At 38.5% G+C, this 26,880-nt stretch carries 19 protein-coding genes and 1 pseudogene; 14 read left to right on the forward strand and 6 right to left on the reverse strand.

Translation table 11 applies throughout. The features are described from left to right. The first annotated feature begins 3 nt into the window (after nucleotides 1-3). From atpD to ACFINK_RS03495, 4 genes are all read left to right on the forward strand, one after another. The gene (gene atpD / locus ACFINK_RS03480; protein ID WP_375638258.1) at nucleotides 4-1,629 is read left to right on the forward strand and encodes a F0F1 ATP synthase subunit beta; all 1,626 of its coding nucleotides are present in this window, start codon (nucleotides 4-6) and stop codon (nucleotides 1,627-1,629) included. Between the two features lie 108 nt (nucleotides 1,630-1,737). Beyond that, entirely contained in the window at nucleotides 1,738-2,154 is a 417-nt protein-coding gene (locus ACFINK_RS03485) for a F0F1 ATP synthase subunit delta/epsilon (protein ID WP_375638259.1), read from the forward strand. Nucleotides 2,155-2,176: 22 nt separating this feature from the next. Beyond that, the gene (locus ACFINK_RS03490; RefSeq protein WP_375638260.1) at nucleotides 2,177-3,805 is read left to right on the forward strand and encodes an MFS transporter; all 1,629 of its coding nucleotides are present in this window, start codon (nucleotides 2,177-2,179) and stop codon (nucleotides 3,803-3,805) included. Between the two features lie 32 nt (nucleotides 3,806-3,837). Beyond that, on the forward strand, nucleotides 3,838-4,845 hold the full coding sequence (locus tag ACFINK_RS03495; protein ID WP_375611727.1) for an HlyD family secretion protein: 1,008 nt from the start codon (nucleotides 3,838-3,840) through the stop codon (nucleotides 4,843-4,845). Nucleotides 4,846-5,314: 469 nt separating this feature from the next. Here the strand turns inward: ACFINK_RS03495 and ACFINK_RS03500 are convergent, their stop codons facing one another. Further along, the gene (locus ACFINK_RS03500; protein WP_375611728.1) at nucleotides 5,315-5,599 is read right to left on the reverse strand and encodes a hypothetical protein; all 285 of its coding nucleotides are present in this window, start codon (nucleotides 5,597-5,599) and stop codon (nucleotides 5,315-5,317) included. A gap of 849 nt (nucleotides 5,600-6,448) precedes the next feature. Between ACFINK_RS03500 and ispG the strand changes: the two genes are divergently transcribed. The 3 genes from ispG (at nucleotide 6,449) to ACFINK_RS03515 (ending at nucleotide 10,745) form a co-directional block, all read left to right on the forward strand. Then, nucleotides 6,449-7,690, forward strand: a complete 1,242-nt coding sequence (ispG, locus tag ACFINK_RS03505) for a flavodoxin-dependent (E)-4-hydroxy-3-methylbut-2-enyl-diphosphate synthase (RefSeq protein WP_375638261.1) — start codon at nucleotides 6,449-6,451, stop codon at nucleotides 7,688-7,690. Between the two features lie 502 nt (nucleotides 7,691-8,192). After that, complete coding sequence (locus ACFINK_RS03510) at nucleotides 8,193-9,344, forward strand: MFS transporter (protein ID WP_375621014.1); 1,152 nt, start codon at nucleotides 8,193-8,195, stop codon at nucleotides 9,342-9,344. Between the two features lie 1,077 nt (nucleotides 9,345-10,421). Then, nucleotides 10,422-10,745 carry a hypothetical protein gene (locus ACFINK_RS03515; RefSeq protein WP_375611730.1) on the forward strand — a complete coding sequence of 108 codons (324 nt, stop codon included), beginning with the start codon at nucleotides 10,422-10,424 and terminating at the stop codon, nucleotides 10,743-10,745. 1,734 nt (nucleotides 10,746-12,479) lie between these two features. On the opposite strand, the gene ACFINK_RS03520 is transcribed toward ACFINK_RS03515, so the two are convergent. Beyond that, nucleotides 12,480-13,382 carry a polyprenyl synthetase family protein gene (locus ACFINK_RS03520; RefSeq protein WP_375611731.1) on the reverse strand — a complete coding sequence of 301 codons (903 nt, stop codon included), beginning with the start codon at nucleotides 13,380-13,382 and terminating at the stop codon, nucleotides 12,480-12,482. A gap of 424 nt (nucleotides 13,383-13,806) precedes the next feature. Between ACFINK_RS03520 and rpmF the strand changes: the two genes are divergently transcribed. From rpmF to ACFINK_RS03535, 3 genes and pseudogenes are all read left to right on the forward strand, one after another. Next, the gene (gene rpmF / locus ACFINK_RS03525; protein ID WP_005774555.1) at nucleotides 13,807-13,986 is read left to right on the forward strand and encodes a 50S ribosomal protein L32; all 180 of its coding nucleotides are present in this window, start codon (nucleotides 13,807-13,809) and stop codon (nucleotides 13,984-13,986) included. Between the two features lie 131 nt (nucleotides 13,987-14,117). Beyond that, complete coding sequence (locus ACFINK_RS03530) at nucleotides 14,118-14,312, forward strand: hypothetical protein (RefSeq protein ID WP_375638262.1); 195 nt, start codon at nucleotides 14,118-14,120, stop codon at nucleotides 14,310-14,312. Between the two features lie 1,319 nt (nucleotides 14,313-15,631). Continuing rightward, nucleotides 15,632-16,350, forward strand: a pseudogene (locus tag ACFINK_RS03535) (tyrosine-type recombinase/integrase); the annotation flags it as partial. A 907-nt stretch (nucleotides 16,351-17,257) separates the two neighbouring features. Here the strand turns inward: ACFINK_RS03535 and ACFINK_RS03540 are convergent. From ACFINK_RS03540 to ACFINK_RS03550, 3 genes are all read right to left on the reverse strand, one after another. Further along, on the reverse strand, nucleotides 17,258-17,842 hold the full coding sequence (locus ACFINK_RS03540) for a CarD family transcriptional regulator (protein ID WP_273790499.1): 585 nt from the start codon (nucleotides 17,840-17,842) through the stop codon (nucleotides 17,258-17,260). Nucleotides 17,843-18,145: 303 nt separating this feature from the next. Then, nucleotides 18,146-18,487, reverse strand: a complete 342-nt coding sequence (gene fdxA, locus ACFINK_RS03545) for a ferredoxin FdxA (RefSeq protein WP_015856977.1) — start codon at nucleotides 18,485-18,487, stop codon at nucleotides 18,146-18,148. A 21-nt stretch (nucleotides 18,488-18,508) separates the two neighbouring features. Then, complete coding sequence (locus ACFINK_RS03550; RefSeq protein ID WP_375613182.1) at nucleotides 18,509-20,089, reverse strand: hypothetical protein; 1,581 nt, start codon at nucleotides 20,087-20,089, stop codon at nucleotides 18,509-18,511. A 576-nt stretch (nucleotides 20,090-20,665) separates the two neighbouring features. On the opposite strand from ACFINK_RS03550, the gene ACFINK_RS03555 reads away from it, so the two are divergent. Beyond that, on the forward strand, nucleotides 20,666-21,577 hold the full coding sequence (locus tag ACFINK_RS03555; protein ID WP_015856975.1) for an RNA polymerase factor sigma-32: 912 nt from the start codon (nucleotides 20,666-20,668) through the stop codon (nucleotides 21,575-21,577). 309 nt (nucleotides 21,578-21,886) lie between these two features. Here the strand turns inward: ACFINK_RS03555 and ACFINK_RS03560 are convergent, their stop codons facing one another. Next, nucleotides 21,887-23,464: a M48 family metalloprotease gene (locus tag ACFINK_RS03560; RefSeq protein WP_375638263.1), complete on the reverse strand. Its 1,578-nt coding sequence runs from the start codon at nucleotides 23,462-23,464 to the stop codon at nucleotides 21,887-21,889. A 147-nt stretch (nucleotides 23,465-23,611) separates the two neighbouring features. Between ACFINK_RS03560 and ACFINK_RS03565 the strand changes: the two genes are divergently transcribed. The 3 genes from ACFINK_RS03565 (at nucleotide 23,612) to ACFINK_RS03575 (ending at nucleotide 26,596) form a co-directional block, all read left to right on the forward strand. Further along, complete coding sequence (locus ACFINK_RS03565; RefSeq protein ID WP_375611734.1) at nucleotides 23,612-24,247, forward strand: thiamine diphosphokinase; 636 nt, start codon at nucleotides 23,612-23,614, stop codon at nucleotides 24,245-24,247. Between the two features lie 100 nt (nucleotides 24,248-24,347). Next, nucleotides 24,348-24,734, forward strand: a complete 387-nt coding sequence (locus ACFINK_RS03570; RefSeq protein WP_375611735.1) for a YMGG-like glycine zipper-containing protein — start codon at nucleotides 24,348-24,350, stop codon at nucleotides 24,732-24,734. Beyond that, entirely contained in the window at nucleotides 24,734-26,596 is a 1,863-nt protein-coding gene (locus tag ACFINK_RS03575; protein WP_375611776.1) for an ABC-F family ATP-binding cassette domain-containing protein, read from the forward strand. The genes ACFINK_RS03570 and ACFINK_RS03575 overlap by 1 nt, the downstream gene beginning before the upstream one ends. Nucleotides 26,597-26,880: the final 284 nt, after the last annotated feature.

Genomic DNA, 26,880 nt, shown 5'->3' on the forward strand with positions numbered 1-26,880 from the left:
TTGATGGTAAAAGCAGTAACCTCAAGCAAAGGAACAGAAAAAGGTGAAAAAAAGAAACCAGCTGCTCGTTCCGGCGTGAAAAAAGCCGCTTCGAAATCTCAAGTGGATGTAAAGGCTTCCTCTGTACCTGCGCGTGATGCAGCTAAAGATACACCTGTAAAAAAAGATACATCCGCAAAAAAAGAAGAGCATGCAAAAGGCGCTGTTGGTGAAATCAAGCAGATTATTGGTGCTGTCGTTGATGTGCAATTTGAAGGTGAATTGCCAAATATTCTCAACGCTTTGGAAACAGAGAATTTAGGTAATCGCTTAGTATTAGAAGTTGCGCAGCATTTGGGTGAAAATACTGTGCGTACGATTGCTATGGATACGACTGATGGTTTGATGCGGGGCCAAAAGGTTGTGGATACAGGCACACAAATTAGCGTTCCTGTAGGAGAAGCAACGTTGGGACGTATTATGAATGTGATTGGGGAACCGGTGGATAATGTGGGACCAATCGCTTCAACCAAAACACGTTCTATTCACCAAGAGGCACCTGAATATGTTGAGCAATCGACTGTTTCGGAAATTCTCGTCACCGGTATTAAAGTCGTGGATTTGTTAGCCCCTTATTCTAAAGGGGGTAAAATTGGCTTGTTTGGTGGTGCTGGTGTTGGAAAAACCGTTCTCATTATGGAGCTTATAAACAATATTGCAAAGGCACATGGTGGCTATTCTGTATTTGCTGGTGTGGGAGAACGTACACGTGAAGGAAATGATCTTTATTATGAAATGATCGAAAGTCGCGTGAATGTGAATCCAAAAGAGAATAATGGTTCAACGGAAGGGTCAAAATGTGCTCTTGTTTACGGGCAAATGAATGAACCACCAGGAGCGCGTGCGCGTGTGGCTCTTTCAGGATTGACAATTGCAGAAAGTTTCCGTGATGAAGGACAAGATGTTCTCTTCTTTGTGGATAATATTTTCCGTTTCACGCAAGCAGGAGCTGAGGTATCTGCTCTTTTAGGGCGTATTCCTTCTGCTGTTGGGTATCAGCCTACCTTGGCAACGGATATGGGGGCGTTGCAAGAACGTATTACCAGTACAAAAACAGGCTCTATTACTTCCGTTCAGGCAATTTATGTTCCGGCAGATGACTTGACGGATCCGGCGCCGGCAGCGTCTTTTGCTCATTTGGATGCAACAACTGTTCTTTCGCGCTCTATTGCGGAAAAGGGGATTTATCCAGCGGTTGATCCGCTTGACTCTTTCTCGCGTATGTTGGATCCATTGATTGTGGGGGAAGAGCATTACACAGTTGCTTGTCAAGTACAAACCATTTTACAACGTTATAGAGCGCTTCAGGATATTATTGCTATTCTTGGAATGGATGAACTTTCTGAAGATGACAAGTTGCTGGTGGGGCGGGCGCGTAAAATTGAACGTTTCCTTTCACAACCTTTCCATGTTGCGGAAGCCTTTACTGGTTCACCGGGGAAACTCGTTCCTTTAGAAGAGACAATCAAAGGCTTTAAAGGTCTTTGTGCTGGCGATTATGATGATTTGCCAGAAGCTGCTTTTTATATGGTTGGTTCGATTGATGAAGCACTTGAAAAAGGAAAGCGTCTCATGGCAGAGGCTTCTTAGTAAGAGGCTTCTTATTCAAGAGAAAACTGTCATGGGTATTTTTCGTTAAAAAGGACGAGTCGTTGAAGAAAACAAAGAGTCCTTATATCGGGTATTGTGGAGACTTTTGTGGAAAACAATAGAGAAGAGCATTTTTTATTTGAGCTTATATCGCCTGAAAAAATTGTGTTTTCAGAGCAGGTCGTGTCTGTTGTTCTTCCTTCAGCCTCAGGTTATTTGACAGTTATGGCGCACCATGCGCCATTGGCGGCAAGTATTGTGTTGGGCAGTGTTCGTGTTCGCACCTCTTTGGGTGAAAAATTATTTGCTGTATGCGGGGGCGTTGCAAATATTACCTTTTCAGGCTGCTCTTTATTGGTAGAGCACGTTGTGGCTGTAGAGAATCTTTCTTTTGATGTATTAGAACAGCAGATTTTGCAGATTCAAGCGACGTTAGAAGGAGGGACAAGTGATGAGGACAATCATAAAATAGAGGCTTTTTTCCAGCAGTTGTCAGCTGATGGTGCTGTGTTGATAGAAGCGTAGCAGAGTTACAGGAAAAGATGACATGAGCGGAAAAAAGAGTACGGTTGTGTCTGCTAAAAGGAGTGCAAAACCTTTTCCTCATCCTGGTCGTGTCTTTGCGGGACCTTTGCCAAAGTGCTTTGTTTATATTTTTGCTTCTCTTATTTTGCAATGGGCTTATGGTTTAGGGGCTAATATTGTTCAGTCTAACATTGTCCATCTTACGGGTGATTTTCATGCAACTTTGGCCGAGACGACATGGCTGGTAGCGGCTTATATGGCGCCAAATGTGAGTGTAGCGATTATGTTGATCAAAATCCGCTATCAATTTGGGCTGCGCGCTTTTGCTGAATTATCAATTCTTGGCTTTGTTTTGGTTTGCGTGTTGCAGCTCTTTGTTACGGATTTGCGTTCTGCATTGATTATTCGCTTTTTTGCTGGGATTGCTGCTGCTCCTTTGGCTTCGCTTGCGCTGCTTTATATGATGGAGGCTTTTGCTCCAGCAAAGAAGTTTACTGTTGGTCTTAGTTTGAATTATATGAATGCGGCTTTAGCGGCACCTTTATCACGTTTGATTTCTCCTGATTTGCTGGAAAATGGTGGTTTTTCCAGTCTTTCCGCTCTGGAAATGGGGTTGGTTCTTATCAGCTTGGTCTGTATCTATACTTTGCCTCTTACTCCTGTTGTGCGTAGTAAGGTTATTCAAAAATTAGATTGGATAAGCTATGGTTTGATTGCTCTTGGTCTTGGATTAAATGCTGTGATCATGTCTGTTGGCATATTGTATTGGTGGTATGAAGCACCATGGATTGGTTGGGGGCTCGCACTTGCTATTTTCTCGTTGGCTATTGCTATTATTATTGAGCTTAATAGAGAAAAACCGTTGATTGATCTCCGTTGGATTTTCAGTAAAGAAATGGTCCAATCTGTTTTTATTTTATTTATTTTTCATGTTTTTTTATTGGAGCGGTCAAATTTGCCCGTAGGGTTTTTTAATCTTTTTGGTTTGCTCAATCGTGAGATGGCGCCCATGTATCTTGCGGTGACATTAGGGATTCTGTTAGGGGGGGCTGTTTGTGTCTTTTTTTTACGGGCGGGGCGTGAGGATTATTTTTATTTGTTGTCTTTGGGTTGTTTGGCGTTAGGAGCTTATTTAGATAGTCATGTAAACCATTTAACGCGCCCACAAGATATGATGTTGAGCCAAGGGTTGGTGAGTTTTAGTTATGCACTTTTTTTGCCTCCTGCTCTTTTCAAAGGGTTTGTGATCGCTGGTGAGCGAGGACCGCGTTACGTTTTAAGTTTTATTGCTGTTTTTTTGCTAACGCAAGTGACAGGGGGATTGATGGGGTCGGCTTTTTTTGGCAGCCTTCAGTTTTATTTTGCCCATAAGAACTTTGAGTCCTTAACACAAAATATTATTATTACTGATCCGCTTATTTCTGGTGAGATGAATACTTTATTTTCGCCTTCTTATGGTGTTTCTGTTCCCAATGGCTTGAGAAGTGAGCAGGGTACTTCTATGTTGATAGAGAAATTTAAGTTAACAGCAAATATTTTTGCTTATGATGACGTTTTTCGGCTTTATTTTTATATTTCAATGGTTGTATTCGTTATTTTTCTTGTCACAATGATTGTTAAGTCATGCTCTTTGCGTGCATTAGAAAAGTAGAGTAATGTCATAAAAAGAGGGGTGCAAAAAAAATGATAAAAAAATTACGGTCAAAAGCTACGATTGTTGCATTCCTATCGGGCATTACGGGTGTTTTGCTGATTTTGTGGGCTTGGAGGCTTCCTCCTTTTGTGAGTAACATTCAAATAACGGATAATGCTTCTATTAAGGGCAATGTTACTCTGGTTAGTTCACAGATCTCTGGGGTAATCGCACGGATTTATGTGCAAGATTATCAACGCGTTGAAAAGGGAATGCTGCTTTTTGAGCTCGATGATTCTCTTTTTCGGCAGCAGCTTGCACGGGCACAGGCTGTTCTCGATTCAAAAAATGCAAAACTGGCAAGTATTGAATTACAAGCACAGCTTTTGCAGGGCGAAATTAATACAGCAGAGGTGGAATTGGCGCGTTCACGAGCATTTTCCAATGTTGTTCCAGATAGTAAAAAGTTAGGTTTTGGTGATGCGGCAAGTTCTGTTTCTCGTCCTCTTTCACAACTCTTGACAGCTCTTGAAACAAAACGCCAATTGCAAAAACAATTGGATCTTGAACGGCAAAGTTTACAGTCAGAAATTGCGGGAGCGAAGGTGAGTGTTGAGTTGGCAAAACTTAATCTCGATCACACAAAGATTTTATCTCCTCGAACAGGCTATATTGGATTAGTTGGAGCGCGGGTAGGGCAATATGTTATGCCGGGGACACAATTGGTCTCTGTTATTTCTGATGATATTTGGATTATTGCTAATTATAAGGAAACGCAACTTTCTCAGATGCGTGTGGGACAACCGGTTGTTTTTTCTGTTGATGCATTGAACAACAAAAAGTTAACAGGGCGTGTGGTTCGTTTTGCACCTGCTACAGGCTCAGAGTTTTCATTGTTAAAAACGGATACGACAATTGGTAATTTTATCAAAATTGCGCAACGTATTTCAGTACGGATTGCTTTAGATCCTGGGCAGGAAGGGATTGAAAAACTCATTCCTGGCATGTCCGTGGTTACCTATGTAGATACTTCGCAGCGAGTCGATTCTGGAGGATGAAATTTTGGGTTTTTTCAGTTTAATTTTTGCGTCATTTACTTATAGCAAGTGGTTGTTTACATTGGAAGATTTCGTTTGGTTTGCTATACTACATGTTTTAAAGCTCTTAGGCTTCTTATACTTTTATGTCATGATGTAAAATAATGTTCCTTAGAATATTAAAGCGCATGCATCTTTACTCACTTCCATTTCTTTTGAACTAACTCAGTAGGGGGGGTGGAGTATTGGAAGCTTTGCTTGTGGTTTTGCACAACACTGTCCTTTGAGGTGTGGTGTCACCGCATGTTTGGAAGATGGGGGTAGGGGGAAGCCAGATAAAAAATTGGATTATAGACTGGGTCGGATGGGAAACTTATCCTTTTGGGTGAGGGCGTAAAGTTAGGAGGAAGACGTAAAGTTTATATTTTGTAAACCATAAAAATGCCCGTTTTAAGGCGGGCATTAAAAGGGAAGGTTATTGGTTGTGTTATTAATTTTTACGGATCAGTAAGAAGCTTACTAAAACGACTCCTGCTGCTAATGCGAGGGTTTTTTTAGGATTTTCTTTCGCTTTTTTCTTTAATTCTGTAGCATGTTCGTTGAGGTGATAAAGTGCGTGACGGCCTTTTTGTTTCCATGTGTTAAACAGCTCAGAAATATTTTCAAAGCTATCATTTTGAAAACTCCAATGATTTACGGGGACCAGCTCTCTTTTTAATTGTGCTATACGTTTTTTAATTTTAGCATTTTTTCTATGGGGTGAAAATAGACACATTTATTGACTCCTTCATGTGTTAAATTGTTGTGTGACAGTTGGGATGGTGTTTGGGGTTTTGCTATAACGGCTTGAACATTGAAAGGTTGCATTGATAATGCCGCGCGTGGGTGAGATGAGAATTAAAAGTTTGGGTTTAATGAGGCATTTCTTAATGTACTTGAGTTCATTTCGTGATGGTGTTTGTTAAGGATGTAAGGTAAAAATTTTTACAAAATGGTGTAAGATTCATTCATAAAGATGGTGGGCGATGTCTTCATTTTTTTGTTTGTTTAAAGTGTTGGGATAGCTTTTGGCACTTGAAATAGTTTATAAGGAGTTTTTATCTATCTATTCTCTTGTGGCTGTAGGGAGTGGTATTGATTGATTCAATTAAGAAGATTTAAAATGAGGAAATCTTACGATATTTGGGGTTGCTATTCAAATTTGTAAAAAATAGATTATTATAAATCAATATGTTGGATTAATTTGGCGATGTCTTTCATGCATTTTTAAAAATTGCGCTTTGTTAGGCGTTATCTGTTGTGTTGTAAACACTGTTTTGTGGTGACGTTGATTAAGGTATCGGCATGCAACTTAAAAATACAGTATTGTCTCTGTTTTGTTTCAGTTTCTTTTTGAAGCAACCAAGTGTAGAAGTATAAACTTGAACAGAAGTAGTAGAACTTATCCGGTGCGTCTATAGAATGAATCCACCTATGAATTGTATTGCATCAGTGTTAGTAGGTAGAACCTTTTGAGAGCAATCTGTTAAGATTGGTGGGCGGTGTAATTTTCGTCCTTTGAAGCGCGGAGGAAGTCAATGTAAATAATGATTGATAGCGCAGGTTTTAAAAATTTGAGGACTTGATGAGTACGACCTATTTTTTATCTAAACCACTTGAGCGTCGTCGATCTGTTGGTGTTGCTGTTGGTGATGTGATTATTGGGGGGCAGAGCCCGATAGTTGTACAGTCAATGACCAATACAGATACCGCTGATGTTGATGCAACTGTTTCTCAAGTAGCTGCTCTTTGGCAAGCTGGTTCACAATTGGTTCGAATTACTGTTGATCGCGATGAAGCGGCGGCAGCTGTACCAAAAATACGGGAGCGATTGGAGAGGTTAGGATTTTTTATCCCATTGGTGGGGGATTTTCATTATATTGGCCATAAGCTTTTATCAGAGCATCCTGCGTGTGCTGAGGCGCTTGCAAAATATCGCATCAATCCTGGAAATGTTGGTTTTGGCGCAAAAAAAGATCGTCAATTTGCAGAAATTATTGAGATTGCTTGTCGGTATCATAAACCTATTCGCATTGGCGTGAATTGGGGCTCTCTTGATAATGCGTTGTTAACACGGCTTATGAATGAAAATGCACAGCAAGAAAATCCTTTATCGGTTGCTGAAGTGATGCGGGAAACTGTTGTTCAGTCGGCTTTGCTTTCGGCTGCTTTAGCAGAAGAGTTAGGATTGGGGCGTGATAAAATTATTCTTTCTGCTAAAGTGAGTGATGTCCAAGATCTTATTGCTGTTTATACCACCTTGGCGGCGCGTTGTGATTATGCTCTTCATTTGGGATTAACGGAAGCTGGGATGGGAACAAAGGGCATTGTTGCTTCTTCGGTGGCTTTGGGTATTTTATTACAGCAAGGGATTGGTGATACGATACGAATTTCCTTAACACCAAAACCTGGTGGTGATCGGACACGAGAAGTAAAGGTGGGGCAAGAACTTTTGCAAGTGATGGGGTTTCGGCAATTTTTGCCTGTTGTTGCGGCTTGTCCTGGTTGTGGGCGCACAACCTCAACGGTCTTTCAACAATTGGCACAAAAAATTGAAGCAGATTTATACAAAAATATGCCTGTTTGGCGTGAAAAATACCCTGGCGTTGAAAGCTTGAAGGTTGCTGTGATGGGATGTATCGTCAATGGACCGGGGGAGTCAAAGCATGCGGATATTGGAATCTCTTTGCCTGGAGTGGGGGAAAGTCCTGCGGCACCTGTTTTTATTGAGGGACAAAAGGTAAAAATTTTACGGGGTGATCACATTGCTGAAGAATTTGAAGCGCTTTTGAGTGATTATATTCATACACGCTTTGGGCAAGGTTGAGGTAAAAATCGCATAAGGTTGAAGTAAAAAGGGTGTGTCGTTTTTTTTTAAACAAGCTGTCTTCAATGTGAAGATGGTGCTGTTGTATGCTGCTTTAGCTATGGTCAATACTGTTGTTGGTTGCTTATTATTTTAGGTAAAACCAGATGATATGCCTGTTTTAGAATCAGAAGCTTATGAAGGATATTAATGAGTTTGAGTGTGTTAAGACTATTAAGCAAAACGATATGAATACTTTAAATAGATCCGTAAATGTTGTTGCTGGTTTTTTGGCTGCTCTTGAGACAGTAAAATATTTAACGGATTCTTCAAATATCAAATTATAGAAAGAACATTGTTTATTGATTTTTCAGGCATTTTCCCAGCATTTTTTGGGGTATCAAATTGATAGGATTGGAAATCCTTATAGCGATTATAGTCCTATTTGTCGTAAAATGTAAGCTTTTATATTGATATAAAATGATGTATACGGGTGCCTTTTTTGGCGTTATTGGGGGAGTGCATGACAAGTATATTAGCGTTTGGCTTTTTATTTAACGGTATAAGGATTTTAACTGGCGCCTTTATTGTCTTTTATATGCTTGAAAAAGGCTTAACGCTTATTGATATAGGTGTCATTAAGTCGTTTCAGGCTTTTATTATGATGGTTACCGATATTCCTCTGGGATATTTTGCTGATCGAAAAAGTTATAAAATATCGATCGTTTTGGCAGCGGCTTTTGCTGCCACATGGCTCTTTCTCATGGGATTTTCTACAAGCTTTTATGGTTTTCTTTTGGCAGAAACTTTTAATGCCTTATCGCTGACATTAATTGCTGGAGCCTATAATGCTTTACTTGTTCAATATGCAAAAGAAAAATTGACATCCACTAAAAAAGTGCTTGGTTCCAGCTCTCAATATAATTACATCGGCATGTTTATATTCAGTTTAATCGGGGCATATTTTGCTGATTATTCGAGCCAATATATATGGTATATCGCGGCGTTTTTAATGTTGATGACAACACTATTTGGTTTGTTTTTTCTTGATGACTTGAAGGGGGAGAAAAAACCAAATAAAGCGAATTCTCTCATTTGTGAAGCTAAGGAGATGTTATCTATTTTTATTAAAGTTCCTTATATCTCTTTATGCTTTTATTTTTCATTGATTTTTTTCAATATATTCTCGCAGTATTGGCAGTGGATATTTAAAGATCATAATATTAATGTCACTTATTTTGATCTTGGTGTGACATTTTCATTGATATTGCTCTCTCAGCTCTTGGCTAGTTTTCTCTTTACAAAACTAAGTGAAAGAGTGAATTTTATTTTACTGTTGTTTCTTTCGGCTTTACTGATTTCTACAGTCGCTTTCTTTGAACCAAGAAAAGAAATGGCTGTCATTTTAGTCTGTATGATTTTTTATCTCATTAAGTATACATATCTTCGTGTAGAAGTTATCTTGCACGATAGTATTAGTGATCATTTCAGGGCTACATATGAATCTTTCTTGTCAACCGTTGGGAGATTTAGCTTATTGGTATTTTTTTACATGAGTGCGTATATGGTCAATATATTTGGCTTTTTCTCACTCGTTTATATTTTTGCTATTTATTTATTGATTTACTTGTTGGCGGTATTTTTTTTAGAAGGAACTCTCAAAAAAGTTCAGTGAAAATATTAACTTATTACGATACGTATTTTATAGGGTTTCATAGTGGGGCAAGGCTTTTATTTATTAAGGCGCATCGTTGTTTTTGCATGTTGAATGAGAAAGCTGAATAGTCTCAGTTATTCTTATTTAAAATCTATGTATGTTGAAGCAATCAAAGTCACCTGCTTGTACGTTATAAGTGGGCGTGGCATAACAATCATTACAAAAGAAATGAAAATGCTGCTCATGAATATTGCACAAAGAGTTGCTGACAAGAGTGGACGCTGATAAAGAAAATGATTGTGCCAGATTATATGCTTATTAAGGAATGGTGATAGAGCAGTTTTCCCATTTTCATTGGTTCCTTGCTGGTAACCCTTTATCTCATTAGAGCTAATTTAAGCAGTCGGACAATTTATAGCCTGTCCTCATAAGAATTCCCGTATGATCGATTTTGATATTTTGATGATCTATTTTATTGTTGGTATATTTAGCGGATTTTACCATTGCCTCCTTTAAAATATCAATCATCTTGTTGAGATAATTTTTTTACGTTGTACATTCTCATTTTTGAGTATTTTCTCTTTGATTGTGGCGTTAGCTCTGTATTTTCTGATGTTAGAAAATACTCTTATCCAGATAATAAACTTATCTATGGAAACTTTGAATGATATCTCCCCTCGTTGAGAGGGAATAAAACCAAGTACAGAAATATTGTTGAGTACAATTTGCTATAAATAAGCCACAAGAAAACAGCATATATTGATATATTTGATAGGAATCTGTTAAGCCGTACAAATTATGGTCATTAAAAGGTAAAGCGATGAAATCGTTATCCATAACGCGTGTTGTAACATTTATAACTCTTTTTTTGTATCTGTGTTGTTGGGATGTACGCGCGTAGATAGTCTAGAGTAGTATAATAAACTTTACGAAGAATATATAAGTGAAAAATACGAGGCTTTTGAACATTTTCAAAAGCAGGAACAAGCAAGAAATTTCGTCTATAGCCGTGGCTATCAGAATATCGTACCAAAGTTTGACATTATACGGCATCGTCACATACTGATTGTTTTATGTGGACGTTTTGTTAATTTATTGCGTGGTGATTATAATGAATGGATATCAGCAGATATGTTACTCAATGTCATAAGCAGTTTGCGTTATGACTATAATTGGAGAGAAAGCGATTTTATCTGGGCTTATAATATGTCTATGAATTCTACCGACCCCATGATTGATTACGCGAAAAAGTTTCTTAATTCTTCAAGTGAAAATGGCATGAGTTTCAAAACACAAATGATTGATCTCGTGTCGAGTATGAGGACCGGTGATGATGAAAATGTTAAACAAATAGCGCGTTTTTGCATAGAGCTAAACACGATATATGACATGATGAAACCAAGAAGAATTTACAAATGACATTGAATGGATAATGAGAAAAATTCTCTCGAAGGATATTCAATGGCTATAATACTCTTGATAATCGCGGCATTTTCTTGGCCATGTTGCATGTTTTTTTATTATGGCTTCAAAAGGTGGACATATTTTCCAGCTTTTACAACAGGCATAGGTTCACTTACAATGATGCTTTTCATCTTAATAAGAAAATTGCATTTAAAGGAGGAAATTTGCACTTGGATTGAAAAAACTACTTATCACAAATTAGATTGCGCTATTATATATAATAATAAGGACTTTTTTTATCTTTCTGTTGCAATGATCATTCTCTGTTTAATCTTATCAATTTTCTTTTTATGTGATGAATTGAATAAACGAGATAAAGAGCGTGATGAATTAAAGTTGTACAGTGATCATGATTATTATTCAATTGAAGTTATTACACACTTTTGTAAATAAAAATGTTTCTGCTTTTGAAGGAGCATGCCGACACAATTATTCACTTTGCTAGCCCCTAATGTTGCGGACTGCCCTTGGCTTTTAAGACGGTTCATAAGAGGCAGTTTTTAGTCTTTTCTTTGATGTTTTGCCCCACACGGCTTTTCCCGCTTGTGACGTGCAAGCAAGTGATTTTGATTGATTTAACATACACAGATTTGAAATGAGAGAATCTTACGGTATTCAGGGTTCTTATTCAAGTTAAAAACCGCAAATTATCATTATAAATCAATGTATTATATATTTCTTGCTAAGAAAAGAGAGATCGGTAATAATATTTTTTTGGTCTTTCGTTCTATTGAAATTAATGGCTTTATTTATCCTGTTATGCCGTAACATACTGTCATTTGAGGGGTGGTGAAGGTATCTTGTTTGATACATTAAGTATTTTAAGAAGTGTATGGTGAATATTCTTAAGTCTTGTTTATTGCGTCTTTAGTTTAAGTGAATCGCATGCGTGGAAAACGAGAGAAACCTACTCGGTAGGACACTAGACTGTTTACAGAGCAGATTGGATTAAAAGACTTTGTTCTTTGAGGGTGGCATAAAAATCAAAATAGCGATTATATTCATTTTTTTCTGATATTTTAAATACGAGCTTCAAAAAAATGATGCCTAAACTAAACAACGAGCACTTTTGTAAAAGTGTTTTTAGAGAGCAAGTAATACACGAGTGAATTTACAGAATGTGACCATATTTGATCTTTTACAACAAGATAGCGTGGAAAGGCATAAAAATTACGACTCTTTACTGAGGGCAGTGTACTCCTAGGGTTGGCAATAAACAACAGATGACTTTGATAAGGCTACAAAGCCAATCGGCATTTTTATTGTTTTTTGCGGGTTTATAAAATGCCTTGTTTTATTACTTATTCTGTTTATTTTTTGCCTTATCGTTAGAAGATTAAAGACATAAAGGAGAAAACGAGTTTTTCTCTTTCCGGTTGTTTTTTATTCGGCTTTAAAGCACCCACTACCCACTGTAATATCTTTTAAAACATGGTGATTACGCATTGTTTTACATTTTGTTTCTTTTAGTCTTTAATGAAAGGCATTTTTCATGCAAAATAGGATACCTAGAATGCATTTGTGTTATAAATTTACGCGGCTTGTTTTAATGAAATTCCTCTTAAGATTTGTCGCACCCATTTCATGATAAGGACTATAATGGAGATTAATGGTAATGTTTCTTGGAAAAGTCTATTATGCATTCAATAAATATGACGGTGTACACTATGTACAATAGGTGGATGAAGTTTAATTTTGGCGTATTGCACTAAAGTGTGCTGCTTGTTGGAGGGGGAGTGCTTTAGCGCCAAAAGGATGTAAGAATGCTTCTGCTTTACTGATGAGTGTATCTCGCTTTTTTTGGGTTTCTTTAATGCCGTAAAGATGAACAAAAGTGGCTTTTTGTGCCGTTTCATCTTTCCCAGCCGTTTTTCCTAGGGTTTGCGTGTTGGCGGTGACATCAAGAAGGTCATCGGTTAATTGAAAAGCTAAACCAAGATAGGTACCAAAATCAGTAAGTTTTTCAGTTAATTCTTTAGATGCATTGCCAATGATGGCACCTGCTTGGCAAGCAAAGCTTATCAGGGCTGCTGTTTTCATGTGTTGTAGAGTGATGATGTCAGTACTTTCTTGCGGTCTTTTTTCAGCTTCAAGGTCCAGCATTTGTCCACCTAACATACCGCCAAGTCCTGCCGATTGTGCAAGAGACGTGATCAGCTTGATTCTAATATCTGTAGATAAAATACTAGCTTTATGAGCAATAATTTCAAAGGCAAATGTTAAGAGGGCATTGCCTGCTAGAATTGCTGTTGCTTCATCAAATGCTATATGGACGGTGGGTTTTCCACGCCGGAGTATATCGTTATCCATAGCGGGAAGATCATCATGAATGAGCGAATAACAATGGATACATTCTAAGGCACATGCAACATCAAGAGAATGTTCTACAGGGACGTCAAAAAGTGCAGCACTTTGAATTACAAGAAAAGGACGCAAGCGTTTTCCACCGTTCAGCACACCATAGCGCATGGCTTTGATTAAGTTTTTAGGGCGTGAAATTTCACCATTTTGGATTTGATCACTTAACAGGGTATCAAGCCGTTTTTCAACGGTGTCTCTATGTTTTGCAAGAAGGGTGGTAAATTCGTGCATTCTTGCTTCCTTTGTTTTTACAAAAATGAAATTATGAAGTTTAAAGAGAAAGGTTGTCGCTTTTTCTTGTTTTCATAAATTGGCGTCGTTTTTTATTAAAAATCAACTTCTCTTTTTATCCGTATCTCTACTGTATGCGCAAATCCCTTTTTAAACCAAATAAAAATTGAATGAAGGGCTTATAAAAAAGCTTTCATTGGTGTATAAAATTCTTAAATTTTGCAGTGTTTTTGATATTCATTTGATTATTGTGACACCATTTTTGATAACAGGAAGGTCATTTTTGGTAAGAGGAGGATCATTTTGACATTGCCTCTTCTTTTTTATCAGTGTATAATATACTCAAATTTTATGGTATTTTAAATGAAGCATTGTCATTTTTGACATTGCTTTTTCTGTTTTAATGGATTTGGAGTGTCTTTTTATGGCTGTACCTAAACGAAAAACCTCTCCAGCGAAGAGGGGCATGCGCCGTTCGGCTGATGCTCTGAAGGCGCCGACTTATATCGAAGATAAAAATTCTGGTGAATTACGTCGTCCTCATCACATTGATTTGAAAACGGGAATGTATCGTGGGCGTTCCGTTTTAGTGGTTAAAGACTGAGCGTTTTCTTTCTTTTCCAGAGGTCAACTTCTTTTATTTCATCGATCAATGCACGCTTGGGGCGTGCATTTTCGCTTTAAGATGAATGTTGAGGTTCCCTTGCGTCGTCTTCTATCGATGTGGAACAGGGAATGTATCGTGGGCGTTCTGTTTTAGTGGTTAAAACTTTAGCGTTTTCTTTCTTTTCCAGAGGTCAACTTCTTTTATTTCATCGATCAATGCACGCTTGGGGCGTGCATTTTCGCTTTAAGATGAATGTTGAGGTTCCCTTGCGTCGTCTTCTATCGATGTGGAACAGGGAATGTATCGTGGGCGTTCTGTTTTAGTGGTTAAAACTTTAGCGTTTTCTTTCTTTTCCAGTGGTGAACTTCTTTTATTTCATTAGTGAATGCATTGGGTAAGATGCGTTTTTCACTTTTTCTTGAGAACATGTGTGGGATAAAGTTTTGCTGTAGAGAAATGATTCTATTGTGGGAGATGATTTTCTTGTTTTCTTGAGAGGCTATAAGGGATTGCTTGTATCAGTGTCTTTTATGATGACTTCGTTAAGAGCTTGGGTATTGATATAAGTTAGCTCAGTAATAGAATCATTTTGTATCGCACTTAATCTTTATTGACTATAGAGAGAATCCTATTAGACCGTAAAATATCATCGTTTAAGGCGGTTGATCTATGTAAGGATTTAAGCATACCGGTGTTTTCCGGTGTTTGTTATGAGAATATTTAAGGCAATGGTTTGTCTATAGACTTATATTGTGACATGTGATTCTCCTTAAAAAAATAGAGATCGACATCACATTGATTTATAAAGATCATTTGTTGTTTTGCGCCTTGAATGGAAGCTCTATCGTAGGATTTTCTCATTTCAAATTTTTCCCCATGTTGAATCAATGACAATCACTTGCTTTTCGGTCACAAGTGGGGCTGGCATGTGGGTGAAAACTCTATAAAAAAGGAAAAATGTTTATAATGAATATTTTCAAATGTAAGAATTGTTGTAACATTGGGGTTAAGTGTATGCTGATGCCAGCGTGCTTTCTTATGAGCAGAAAAGAGAAAACCGTTACAAGACAGAAGTTGTACACATTCAATAATCTTTAGTGCTTTTTATGATAAAAGTGCATGAGACTTTTCTATGAATATCACGCTGTCTTTTCATATTTTTGAACTAAGAATTGTCCATATATTTTTCGTATTTTTGTGAATATAAGGGATTTGTTGCGAACAGCTTGTAAAAATAAGTAAACTTAAAACCAGATATGTTATGTGTGGGGGTGAGCAAAGTATTTTATCAAAGCCGGTACGATTCTCCAGTTCATAGCTGGTTTATGAATGATTTTATAGTGTTTCTTACCTAAGTTTATGATTTTTTTGTTATCTGTTCATCACTAGACAACATATTGATTTATATATATAATTCATTGTTTTTCATATTGAATTAGAACCCCGAATAACGTAAGATTCACTTATTTCAAATCTCTCTATCTAGAATCAATCAAAACCACTCGTTTGCACGTCACAAGTGGGATGAGTGTGTGGATAAAATTTGTATAAGAAAGGACTAGAAATGGTTCTTATGAATCGTCTTAAGAGCCAAGGGCTGTCGTAACACCCACGAGCTGGAAAATATAATGATGGTACCGGCTTGCTTCTTCACAAACGTAAGAGATGGGGGTGGTCAATGGATTTACCGTTATACCTTTCACGGGGGCCGCGAAATGGGCTTGGGAGCGTTGCGAGATGTTTCTTTAAACAAGTCCGTGAATTGGCAATTGGGTGGGGTGCTGTTTTACGTGAGGGGCGTGATCCCATTAAAGAACGTGAGAAACAAAAGCGTGAGGCAATGCGCAATCTCCATTATTTAAAAAATATTGCTTTAGATGCTTTTGAAAGCCGTAAAGCTGAATTAAAAAATGATGGTGAGGCGTGTGATTGGTTTTTACACTGACGCCTTTATATTCTCCCCAAATTAGGTTGTCTGCCCGTTTCAGAGATTACGCAAACTGAGATACGCAATACGCTTTCTCCCATTTGGCATGCAAAAGCTGGAACAGCTCAGACAGCACTGAAGCGTCTTAATCTTTGTCTTAAACATGCGGTTGCATTAGGGTTTGGATGTTGATTTACAAGCAAAAAAAGCACGCGCGCTCTTAAGGTAAGCAACGTCATAAAACGTAAAATAGACCAGCTATGGATTGGAAAGATGTCCCTGCTTTTTATCAGTTACTCTGTAAAACACAAAACATAACACAACTGGCTTTGCGTTTGCTTATCCTGACAGGCGTTCATACTAATCCTTTGCGTCATATTCGTGAAGATCAGATTGAAGATGATATCTGGACAATTCCTGCTGAGAATATCCAATCTTTAGCGGTTTGTTTGAAACAGAGATTGAGACTTTTAAGAGTTCTATGAATCGTTCTAGATTTTTTGTGTCCGATTGGAGTAAGAATATTGCATATATTTCGTAATCTCTGAAATAAGAAACCTCATTTTGGAAAAATATGAAATTGAAAGGGGCAATGCTAACGTTCATTTTTATTGTTATTTTTTAAGTTAATTTTACAGCTTTCAAAAGTATTTGGAATGCCTTTTACAGAATGGAGATGATGGTTTTAGTTCATGCTTTTTTTATCGCGTTTTTTAATGGGGGGAATGCTTCTCATGCAAAATAGAGTGCCCAAGACAAAATATGCTTATGTTGTACTGTCACGCTTTTTTTAAAAGGAATATTTTTCAATATTTGTGGCATCCATTTTATGACGGTGTTTTTGAATGTTCCAATGGTTTTGTAGAAGGGGGTAAATGGTAAAGTTTCGGTGTAGTGTATAAACGGCACTATGATCTTTACGCTTAATAAAAAAGCAAGCCTGCAGCCTTACACATCTTGCCAGATTCCAATGTTGGTATATCCTTTGGTGCTTGAGACAGTGTCTCGCTCTTTTTGTACAGTTTTTACCCACAGATCAGCTCCACTTGTGATTGACAAGCAAGTGATTTGATTGCTTCAACATGAGAGAAATTTGAAATGAGTAATCTTACCATATTCAAGATTCTAATTTAATATGAATAATGCTAGATTATGATGATTAATCAGTTTGTTATCTATGAAGAAAGAAAATGAGGAAGAGGAATTTGTCGAAAAGTTAGATTGTTTATAGATTGGCGCTGGTTAAGAAACTTTGTCCTTAAGGGCAGAGAGGATGTTAAAAAATAAAACCAGCTTTTCGCTGGTTTTATCGAAATATCATCATTATGATGAAAGAGTGTATTATGCAGCGTAGACAGCTTTACTGTTTTCATCTGTTTCTTCTCTCTCAGTTTTAAACTCGCGTTCCGGCTTGTTGGAGAGATGCATCTCTATGAGATTGATAGCTTCTGTTTCAGAAAGACTATTAATAACCGCAATTTCGCGGGCCATTCTTTCAAGAGCAGCTGTATAAAGTTGGCGCTCAGAGTAAGATTGTTCAGGCTGTAGATTAGAGCGGAAAAGATCACGGACCACTTCGGCGATACAAATAAGATCTCCTGAGTTGATTTTAGCATCATATTCTTGTGCACGACGTGACCACATGGTCCGTTTAACGCGTGCTTTTCCACGTAAAACTTTTAAGGCACGTTCGACAGAATCACTAGCAGATAATTTACGCATTCCAACGGAAAGGGCTTTTGCAATGGGGACTTTGACATCCATCTTATCTTTCGCGAAATGAATGACAAAAAGTTTTAATTTATGTCCTGCAACTTCTTGATCTTCAATCGCTATAATTTGTCCTACTCCATGCGTAGGGTAGACGATATATTCAGAGGTTGCAAATTCTTTGGTCTTGGAAGACGTTCCATGTTGGGATGCCATATTTTAGTTTACTCCCTTATGATCAACAAATGTATCGGAAAACAGGTTATAAACCTGAGGGTTGAGTTTTCTTTAACCAAGTATATTGTACCAATTAAGTGAGCATAAAAGCCGAGTACTTTTAAATCAAAAAAAAATACACCGCTTTACTATAACAAGCAAAGAAAAATACTTAGAAAGATGATCATGTTAAAATAACACTAACATCAAAATTTAAAAGAATCAATCATTTCGCTTAAGGATTTTTTATTTTTACAAGAGAAGTCTTTCAATCGTTGAAGGAGGAGAGTGTACACTTTATCATTACTCTTCGCCACTTCCTGGATTTTCTGAAAAATACTTTTCTAATTTATTTGGAACACCATCCATTTCTTTTGCTTGAGGAAGAGGATCTTTTTTGGTGGTTAGATTAGGCCATTTGTTTGCATAATGAAGATTGAGTTCTAACCACTTTTCTAATCCTGGTTCTGTATCAGGTAAAATCGCTTCTGCTGGGCATTCTGGCACGCAAACACCACAATCGATGCATTCATCGGGGTGAATAACAAGCATATTTTCCCCTTCATAAAAACAATCAACTGGGCAGACTTCAACGCAATCCGTATATTTGCAGTGAATGCAGTTGTCGGTTACTACGTGGGTCAAGATCAAACTCCATTTGTTACTTTAATTCTCTTTAGAGGAAAGTGTGTGCGTGTTTTTATGATTGGTGAGTTGATCGCGTAGTACAGCTAGTTTCGCAAAAGGTGAATCAGGATTAAGGCGCTTTTCTTTTTGAAAGGGCTTATGATTTGCATGTTTCCCTTGGGATTTGTGGAACTTATGAGAGCGTTTTGCTTGTGATGGTGCTTCTTGAGGGGAATTTTCATTTTTGTATTCCGCTTTTTTTACAGCGTTCTTCGATTTATTTTGCCACTTATTTCCTAATTTATCACGTTTTTTTTGTGCATGGTGGGGAAATTGATGCTTATAATGCCATAACAAAATAACTTTATCTTCTTCTGTAGAGCGAGGGGATTTGGCAAAATTCCCAACAGGTTCAGCTGCTGGTAAACGATTGGTTTTATGGAGATGTTTTTCAATACCAGAGGATGAAGTGTTTGGGAATGAGGTATTTTTTTCTTCTCGTGTTGTTTCTAAATCGCTTACTGTTTGCCATTGACTTCCAACGCATTCTGCTGCAGGAACATCTTGCATTGCCCTATTGACAGGGGAAGAGGCTTGGTGTGCAAAGAGATTTTGTTCAAAAACAGTATTGCTTATGCTGTACGATTGATAACCAAGTCCTTTGAGGATTTCTTCCATATCGTTTCCATTGGCCCCAAGAATGGACATCATGGCTGGTGTAACAAAAAAACTTTTGCCATCATAGGCTCCATCGGGTTTAGGATCACTTCCTTGTTTCCAATGAAGTGCGGGACGGATGAGATTGGCAAGACGTTCTAAAATATCAATCCGTACAGCACGTTGTCCTAAGATTCGGTAGCCGGCTAATTGATAAAATTGGCGGTTATAGGTAGGGTCAACAATTAAAGAGGTTCGACCAGCAGATAATGCTGAAAAAACTTCACCCAAACCAGTTTGATCTTGTCCCGCATTTTGAAGATTCCACAGGAGAGTAATGGCTTGAACCGGAGCAGGTTTAAGCATTCCGGCAACATAGATATGAAAAGCGCCAAAACGCACGCCTAGACGCCGAAGAACGGCACGTGATTCTTGCGCAAGGTTTTTGACAATGTCTAAGACTTCGCGGCGTGGTAAAATCCCTAAAGAGTTAAAAAGTTGTAAAGCAAGACTGTTTGTTGAATCCGTTAAATTATCAGCATTGCGCAAATCAAACAGGGGTTTTAAAGTCGTTTCAAAATGAAAGGTGACAAAGCGTTCTAATCGTTTCACAACGTTATTGCGGGATTCTCCCGTGAGTTGTTCATCTGCTAAAACAATCAGTTTTGGTTTAAAAAAATCTTCTGTTGCTACAAGTTGTCCTACGGGTTGACCAATCCAGCGCACAATTCCATCAGAACTGAGGGTAAAATCTCCATTTGCAGAAGCACAAAAACGTGTCGCGCGTTTGGAAAAAGCAAGAATCAAATTCTCATTCTCTGTTGAAATTTGCTTCTCAGCTATTTGATCGGTACTGTTTTTGTTGGCATAAAAACGAAAACCTTCAAATTTACCCCTTCCGTGTTTTTCAATGAGAATATCATCTTGAAGAATCTCATTCTGTTGAACAATCTTGCTATCCATGATCATTTTCTTTCTCAGTGTGACACTGGTCAAAAGCTTTTTGCGACAATTTCATAATGGTGCTCTTTCTTTAACACGTTTGTTGCGTTTGCTTCAATCACTCTTGTCATTTTTTGCTGTTTCTTTGCGCCTTTAAAACTTGAATGATTCTTTTTTCATTCAGTTTTCATTCAGTTTGGATGCTTTATATTTGCAAATTACACTTATTAGTTGTATTGTAAAGCTAAAAGCATAAATAAATTCTTCAATTTAAAAGGAAACGGAACCGGTTATCAAAAAACGGCATTTCTTTTGCATGATCACTTTATTTTTTTGCTGTTTTGTCATGAAAAGTGAAGAGAAAGTTTTTTCAAATATTTCATAGGCTAAAAGGCATATTGTAAAGGCATTTTGCAGGTGAAATTGTGTCTTATGACAAGAAGTTTTACCATGACAGTAAAAAAAACAATTGCGATTATAAAATTACACGTTAAAGTAGTGGTCACAGAAGTTAACAACTTTTGCGTTCTTTTTAAGCGAAGAACAATGATGTCGTTGCCAAATCAATTTTGATAATTTTAATCGCAAGGGGTTATTATGGGTAATCTTTCAAATGCTGTTTATAAAAGCAGCAAAAATTATAGCGATGCAGACAAAAGCTTAGGACGTAATATGATGCGTTCTGCTATGCAAGCACCTTATCTTGAACGACAAAAAGAGCATGATTTGGCTCTGCGGTGGAAAGACAAACGTGATGATGATGCCATGCATCAAATTGCAGCGGCTCATATGCGTTTAGTGATTGCTATTGCTAATCGGTTTAAACGTTTCAAAATGCCATTGGGGGATTTGGTACAAGAAGGGTATGTGGGACTATTGGAAGCAGCTGCACGTTTTGAACCTGATCGGGAAGTGCGTTTTTCAACATATGCAACGTGGTGGATACGCGCTTCTATTCAAGATTATATTTTGCGAAATTGGTCAATCGTTCGAGGGGGAACGAGTTCTTCGCAAAAAGCACTTTTCTTTAATCTTCGGCGTTTGCGTGCAAAACTGATACAAGATGATAGTGCTTTGTCAAAACAGGATATTTTTCGCACAATCGCTGAAAAACTCGGTGTTTCCGTGCGCGATGTTGAAACGATGGATTTTCGTTTTTCCAGTTCTGATAATTCCTTGAGTGTTTCTGTTTCTGAGAACAGTGATAATCCCATTGCTAAGATGGATGTTTTGGTGGATGATAGTCCTCTTCCTGATGCTTTAATTGAGCAAGTCATTGATGGTCAACGGCGTACACAATGGCTTTACGATGCGTTGCAAATTCTCAACGAACGGGAGTTGGAAATTATTCGCTTTCGTCGCTTAAATGAAGAGGGGGCGACTCTCGAAGTTTTAGGTGAAAAGTTAGGAATCTCGAAAGAGCGCGTGCGTCAAATTGAAGCTAGGGCTTTGCAAAAATTGCGTTCTGCTCTCCTTACGGTTCATTCAGAAGACGCTTACGATATATAAGCAGTGAAAGGCTTTGGGGGGGGGGAGGAAAGAGAATGTATTAAGTGGGGGCATATGAGAATATGATAAAGTCAGTTTTAGGGGGTGTTCATATTTGTTTAGGAATATGCCTCCTTGGGGGCGCTACTGATAAACAGAGGAAGATAGGGGGCTGTTAGTTGGAGGAAATATATATATCAAACGGAGACCTATAAAGGCATGATGAAGTTGGATTTTAAAGTGTTCCTCTTTATTTTCGAATATGCTTTAAGGGGGAGGGCGTGATACAGGCAGAAAAGAATCAAAACTGTAACGGATGAGAAGAAAGGCTTATTCTGTAATAATTTTCACTTTTGTACCTGCGGGTAAAGTTTGCGTTGGTGAGAGGGCGTTGAGGATGCGAAAGAGTTTTTCTTTATATGGTGTGTATTGCATTTTATCTGCAAGATTGGCAACGGTTTCTCCTTGTTTAACACGGACAACACGGATTTTTAAGGGCTGCAATTTTTTTAACTGTGAAGATGAAAGAGAATGAAAGCTTTGTAGCGTTTTTTGGGCAATTTCTGCAAAATTTCGAGAATTATGTGGAGCGGCCGTCAAAAAACGAAAGATGTGGTTGTTGAATGGAATGACAACCACATCAAATTGCCATTGATCATTGGTAGCATGGGCCCTTGCTCCAAGTAAACTTTGGCTTTGGGATTCTTGGCGCATAAATTCTTGATTGGGGAGCCCTTGAATTGTGATGGGGCGGATAGATGATTGATCTAGACCGATAATCCAGCCGCTTTTCAAATAATCAATCGCAGATATTTCAGCAGGATGTGGGATAGCGTCAAAACGAATCGCAATTTTATCTGGTCCACTGGCCCAAACAGTGTGTGCTGAATGTTCTATTGTAAAATTGTTTGGAACAGAAAAAGCTATGCGCAATTGTGGGTGAATAAATTGGTTGCCTCGTACAAAACCTGTATAAAAGCCTCCTCCAAAAATTATGCCATCAATGCTTTTGAGAAAAGAATCATGATCGGATATTTTACTATTCCCTTTACTGATTTTACGCGCTTTTTCTATCGCAAGCCGAATGCGTTGAGGGGTAGTTGGGTGGGAGGCTAAAAAATCTAGAGAGGCATTTTGGGTGCCAGAAATATTACGAAAAGCACTGTAGGCTTCCATTGTTTGAAGAAAGCGTGGTGAAGCAAAAGGATCATATCCTGATTGTTGGAGCATTTCGAGCGCAAGGGAATCAGCTTCCAGCTCTTGATTGCGGGAAAATTGCGCGAGTTGTTGCTTGTTTTGCATAGGGTTATGAAGTTTTTTGCCAATAGAAGAAAGAAGACGTGAAGACATATGATTGGTCATCTTTAATTGGGCTTCTTTTTGCAGGCGTAAAATGCCATGATTGGCTCTGATATGTGCTATCTCATGGGCTAAAATGGCTGCAACTTCTGAAGAATCATTGGCTAATGCCAGCATACCACGAGTGATGTAGATCGAGCCGTTGGGGAGCGCAAAAGCGTTGATAGTTTCTGAGTTTAAAATTGTTACAGAATAGCTTTGATGAGAACTATGGGATGCAACTGCTAGTTTACGGACAATCTTTGCTAAAAGGTGTTCAAGTTTTGCGTCATGATAAGCGCCACCATACATTTGCAAAATACGTGGGTGTTGCAGAGCGCTTAATGTGACATAGATATTGTGGTTGTTGGTACGTTTGATCGTTTTAGAAGAAGTGGAAGAAAGCCTATCATTTTGAGAAAAGGGTGTATGACAAGCTGAAAGGAGAAACGTTAAACTTATGAGAGTGGCTTTATACAGGCAAGAGCGAAAAAGAAAATTGCGGTGAAAAATGGGGTGCGTTGGACCATGGTGCACATTATTTCTGCGGAGTAATTTGGCAAATTGCATTTGTATCTTTGTATCGTATGTTTCTTTAAGAAAGGCATTAAGAATAAGGATTCGTTTGGCTATATCACGCTTTTTGTTTATAAAAAATGACTCTCACTTATAAAAAGATGCACTGTAAAGAAAATTTTGTGAAAGGCAAAGTATGGCATGACAACATTTACGATATTATTAAATGGGGATGTTCATATCACTGATCGTTTGCTTAATAAAATTCAAAACAGTCGGGTAATTGCTGCTGATGGTGGTATGCGTCATGCGGCAGCGCTTAATGTGACGCCTGAGTTGTGGTTAGGGGACTTTGATTCATCAGATGAGAACTTAATACGTCAATATAGTCATGTTCCGCGTGAAGTTTTTCCCTCTGATAAAGATATGACAGATAGTGCTCTGGCATGTGAAAGAGCGCTGCAAAATGGCGCTAAAAAGCTTATTTTGTGCGGTGCTTTGGGAGGGGAGCGAAGTGATCATAGCCTTTCTCATATGACGCAAGCGTTGATGATGGCTGAAAGGGGTATTTCAGTGTTGTTGACAAGCGGTTCGGAAGAAGGTTGGCCGGTTTTGTCAAAACCTTGTTCGTATGATTTGCCTAAGGGATGTTTGTTTAGTATTATCGGCTTTTCTGATTTAAAAGGCTTGACTCTTAAAGGGGTAAAATGGCCAATTTGTGACAAAAATGTGTCATTTGGCTCTTCTTTAACACTTTCTAACCGTATTTGTGGAACCTTTTCTTGCTATTTAGGTTCTGGAAAAGCTATATTGTTAGCGTCTGTACCTATTCCATAAAGCTCTTCCAATATATTTTGAATAAGGCAGGGGGGGGCCTAGTGATGAAGTGCCGACATAAACGATATATGTATTGATCTTGAGAAGGAAAGGTTTTGATATGTTAAAATCAATTTTTAAAGTGGCCGTTGTTTCAGCCATTGGTTTCAGTTCAGTCGCTTGTACTACAAACGATGAACGCGTTGCACGTTACGGCGTAGGAGGAGCGGCGATCGGTGCTTTGGCTGGAACTGCTATTGGTGGAAGTACGCCTGGAGCAGCACTTACCGGTGCAGCATTTGGTGCTTTGGCTGGAACAGTAACAGGTGCAGCTGCAAATCAAAGAAAACAACAAAGACAGGTATCACAATTGTGCACGTATCGTGGTCGTAGAGGGCATGTTTACCAAGCACCTTGTGGACAGAGAGTTCCTGTACGGCAATTGTGTGCTTACCGTGATGCAAGAGGGGTGATGTATAAAGCACCTTGTCCGCGCCGCGTTCGTTAATGGCGGTGCCGCTTTTGCGGCTTGACCGCATTTTCTTAAATTTTGGAAAAACGCCTTTGCTCAATCAAGCTTCTTTATCGGTTGAGCAGGGGGCGCGTATTGCGTTGGTTGGCCGTAATGGTTGTGGAAAGTCGACCTTATTAAAAATTGCCGCAGGAATATTAGAACCTCATGGTGGCGAAATTTTTCGCCACCCGCGAGTAACGCTCCGTTATGTCTCACAAAATCCGGATTGTTCAGGATTTGAAGATATTAACGCTTATATGGAAGCGGGGCTGGATGATATATCTGATGTTCAGTGGATTAATACGCTTCGCACAAATTTAGGGTTTTCTGGGACGGAAAAATTGGAAACGCTTTCGGGAGGCGAAAAGCGGCGTGTTTCATTGTTACGGGCCATTGCTGCAAAACCCGATATTTTGTTCTTAGATGAACCAACCAATCATCTTGATTTACCAACTATTGAATGGCTGGAAGCTGTTTTGGCTTCTTTGCGTTCAGCGATTGTGGTGATTTCCCATGATCGACGATTTTTAGAAAATGTTACACGGTCAACGGTATGGCTTGATCGTGGCACAACCAAAAGACTGGAAAAGCGTTTTTCTGAGTTTGAAAATTGGCGTGATAAAGCACTGGAAGAAGAAGCCATCGAACAGCATAAATTGGGGCGCCAAATTGCTCGTGAAGAGCAATGGTTGCGTTATGGCGTGAGCGCACGGCGTAAGCGTAATGTACGGCGCTTAGGCGAATTAAAAGACTTAAGACAGCGTCATCAAACCTATAAAGGGCAGCCAGGAAATGCACTTTTGACAGCAGCAAAAAGTCATGATTCTGGGCAATTGGTGCTTGAAGCAAAGAAAATTTCAAAATCCTATGGTGATCGCATTATCGTGAAAGATTTCTCTTTGCGCATTCAGCGGGGTGATCGAATCGGTTTGGTAGGACCCAATGGAATCGGAAAGACAACGCTCCTTTCTGCATTAATTGGGCAAGAAGCCGTGGATAGTGGAACGGTGAGGCATGGCTATAACCTCTCTATGGCATTGCTTGATCAGCAACGTATTTTAAATGAAGAAGAAACTTTAGCGCATTATTTAACGGGAGGAAGAGGTGATACTCTTGTGATCAATGGGCTGGAGCGGCATGTGGTTTCTTATATGAAAGACTTTTTATTTTTACCGGAACAAGCTCGCACTCCCCTTAAAGAATTTTCAGGGGGAGAAAGAGCACGCCTCATGCTTGCACGACTTCTTTCTCGTCCTGCAAACTTTTTGATTCTTGATGAACCGACCAATGATTTGGATATGGAAACTTTGGATTTGTTGCAAGAATTTATTGCTGATTTTGCGGGGACAGTATTGTTGGTCAGCCATGACAGAGACTTTTTAGATCGTACTGTAACGCATATGTTGGCACCTCAAGGTGATGGTCATTGGATTTTGTATGCGGGCGGCTATAGTGATATGATGGCGCAAAACCAGCATGCTCTTCGTTTACAACGCAAAAAAACAGAATTATCGCAACGTAAAACACCTTCAAAATCTCATGTGGGAGAGCTTTCAAAACAGGATACATCAATAGATCATAGCTTGATAGGGCGAGAGAAAAAAACACGAAGTAAATTGTCTTATAAGCAGGTTTATGCATTGGAAAAATTGCCTGAAGAAATTGCTGTTTTACAGGACGAAATCAAAAAAATTGAGCAAGAACTCTCTGATCCAGCCCTTTATCGCAGTGATAAAGAGCGTTTTGAGCGTTTATCAACAACGTTGGAAAAAAAGAAAAATACTTGCACACAAAAAGAAGAAGAATGGTTAGAACTTGAAATTTTACGCGAAGAAATGGAATCGTGTTCACGATAATATCTAAAAACTTTAAAAGATTTGTATTGCATCATCGCTTTTCTTTAATTTGTTACAAGAGTTTGTCGCTGATTTAGCGGGAACAGTGTTGTTGACGAGTTATGGCAGAGACTTTTTAGATTGCACTGTAACATATAGCATCTCAAGGCGATGGTCATTGGGATTTGTATACGGGGGAGCAGTGATATGGTAGCGCAAAACAAGCATGCTCTGAGCTTACAAGGCAAAGAAACAAAACTATCTTTGCCGTAAGTTTTTTCAAAATTTCGTATATGGAAGTACGC

This window comes from Bartonella sp. AA16NXGY (assembly GCF_042197325.1).
GTDB lineage: Bacteria > Pseudomonadota > Alphaproteobacteria > Rhizobiales > Rhizobiaceae > Bartonella.

Bases quoted from the DNA above. Each gene is read 5' to 3' on its own strand.
- atpD (WP_375638258.1), top strand. From the start codon at position 4: ATGGTAAAAGCAGTAACCTCAAGCAAAGGAACAGAAAAAGGTGAAAAA.
- ACFINK_RS03490 (WP_375638260.1), top strand. From the start codon at position 2,177: ATGAGCGGAAAAAAGAGTACGGTTGTGTCTGCTAAAAGGAGTGCAAAA.
- ACFINK_RS03495 (WP_375611727.1), top strand. From the start codon at position 3,838: ATGATAAAAAAATTACGGTCAAAAGCTACGATTGTTGCATTCCTATCG.
- ACFINK_RS03500 (WP_375611728.1), bottom strand. From the start codon at position 5,599: ATGTGTCTATTTTCACCCCATAGAAAAAATGCTAAAATTAAAAAACGT.
- ispG (WP_375638261.1), top strand. From the start codon at position 6,449: ATGAGTACGACCTATTTTTTATCTAAACCACTTGAGCGTCGTCGATCT.
- ACFINK_RS03510 (WP_375621014.1), top strand. From the start codon at position 8,193: ATGACAAGTATATTAGCGTTTGGCTTTTTATTTAACGGTATAAGGATT.
- ACFINK_RS03520 (WP_375611731.1), bottom strand. From the start codon at position 13,382: ATGCACGAATTTACCACCCTTCTTGCAAAACATAGAGACACCGTTGAA.
- rpmF (WP_005774555.1), top strand. From the start codon at position 13,807: ATGGCTGTACCTAAACGAAAAACCTCTCCAGCGAAGAGGGGCATGCGC.
- ACFINK_RS03530 (WP_375638262.1), top strand. From the start codon at position 14,118: ATGTATCGTGGGCGTTCTGTTTTAGTGGTTAAAACTTTAGCGTTTTCT.
- ACFINK_RS03540 (WP_273790499.1), bottom strand. From the start codon at position 17,842: ATGGCATCCCAACATGGAACGTCTTCCAAGACCAAAGAATTTGCAACC.
- ACFINK_RS03550 (WP_375613182.1), bottom strand. From the start codon at position 20,089: ATGGATAGCAAGATTGTTCAACAGAATGAGATTCTTCAAGATGATATT.
- ACFINK_RS03555 (WP_015856975.1), top strand. From the start codon at position 20,666: ATGGGTAATCTTTCAAATGCTGTTTATAAAAGCAGCAAAAATTATAGC.
- ACFINK_RS03560 (WP_375638263.1), bottom strand. From the start codon at position 23,464: ATGCAATTTGCCAAATTACTCCGCAGAAATAATGTGCACCATGGTCCA.
- ACFINK_RS03565 (WP_375611734.1), top strand. From the start codon at position 23,612: ATGACAACATTTACGATATTATTAAATGGGGATGTTCATATCACTGAT.
- ACFINK_RS03570 (WP_375611735.1), top strand. From the start codon at position 24,348: ATGTTAAAATCAATTTTTAAAGTGGCCGTTGTTTCAGCCATTGGTTTC.
- ACFINK_RS03575 (WP_375611776.1), top strand. From the start codon at position 24,734: ATGGCGGTGCCGCTTTTGCGGCTTGACCGCATTTTCTTAAATTTTGGA.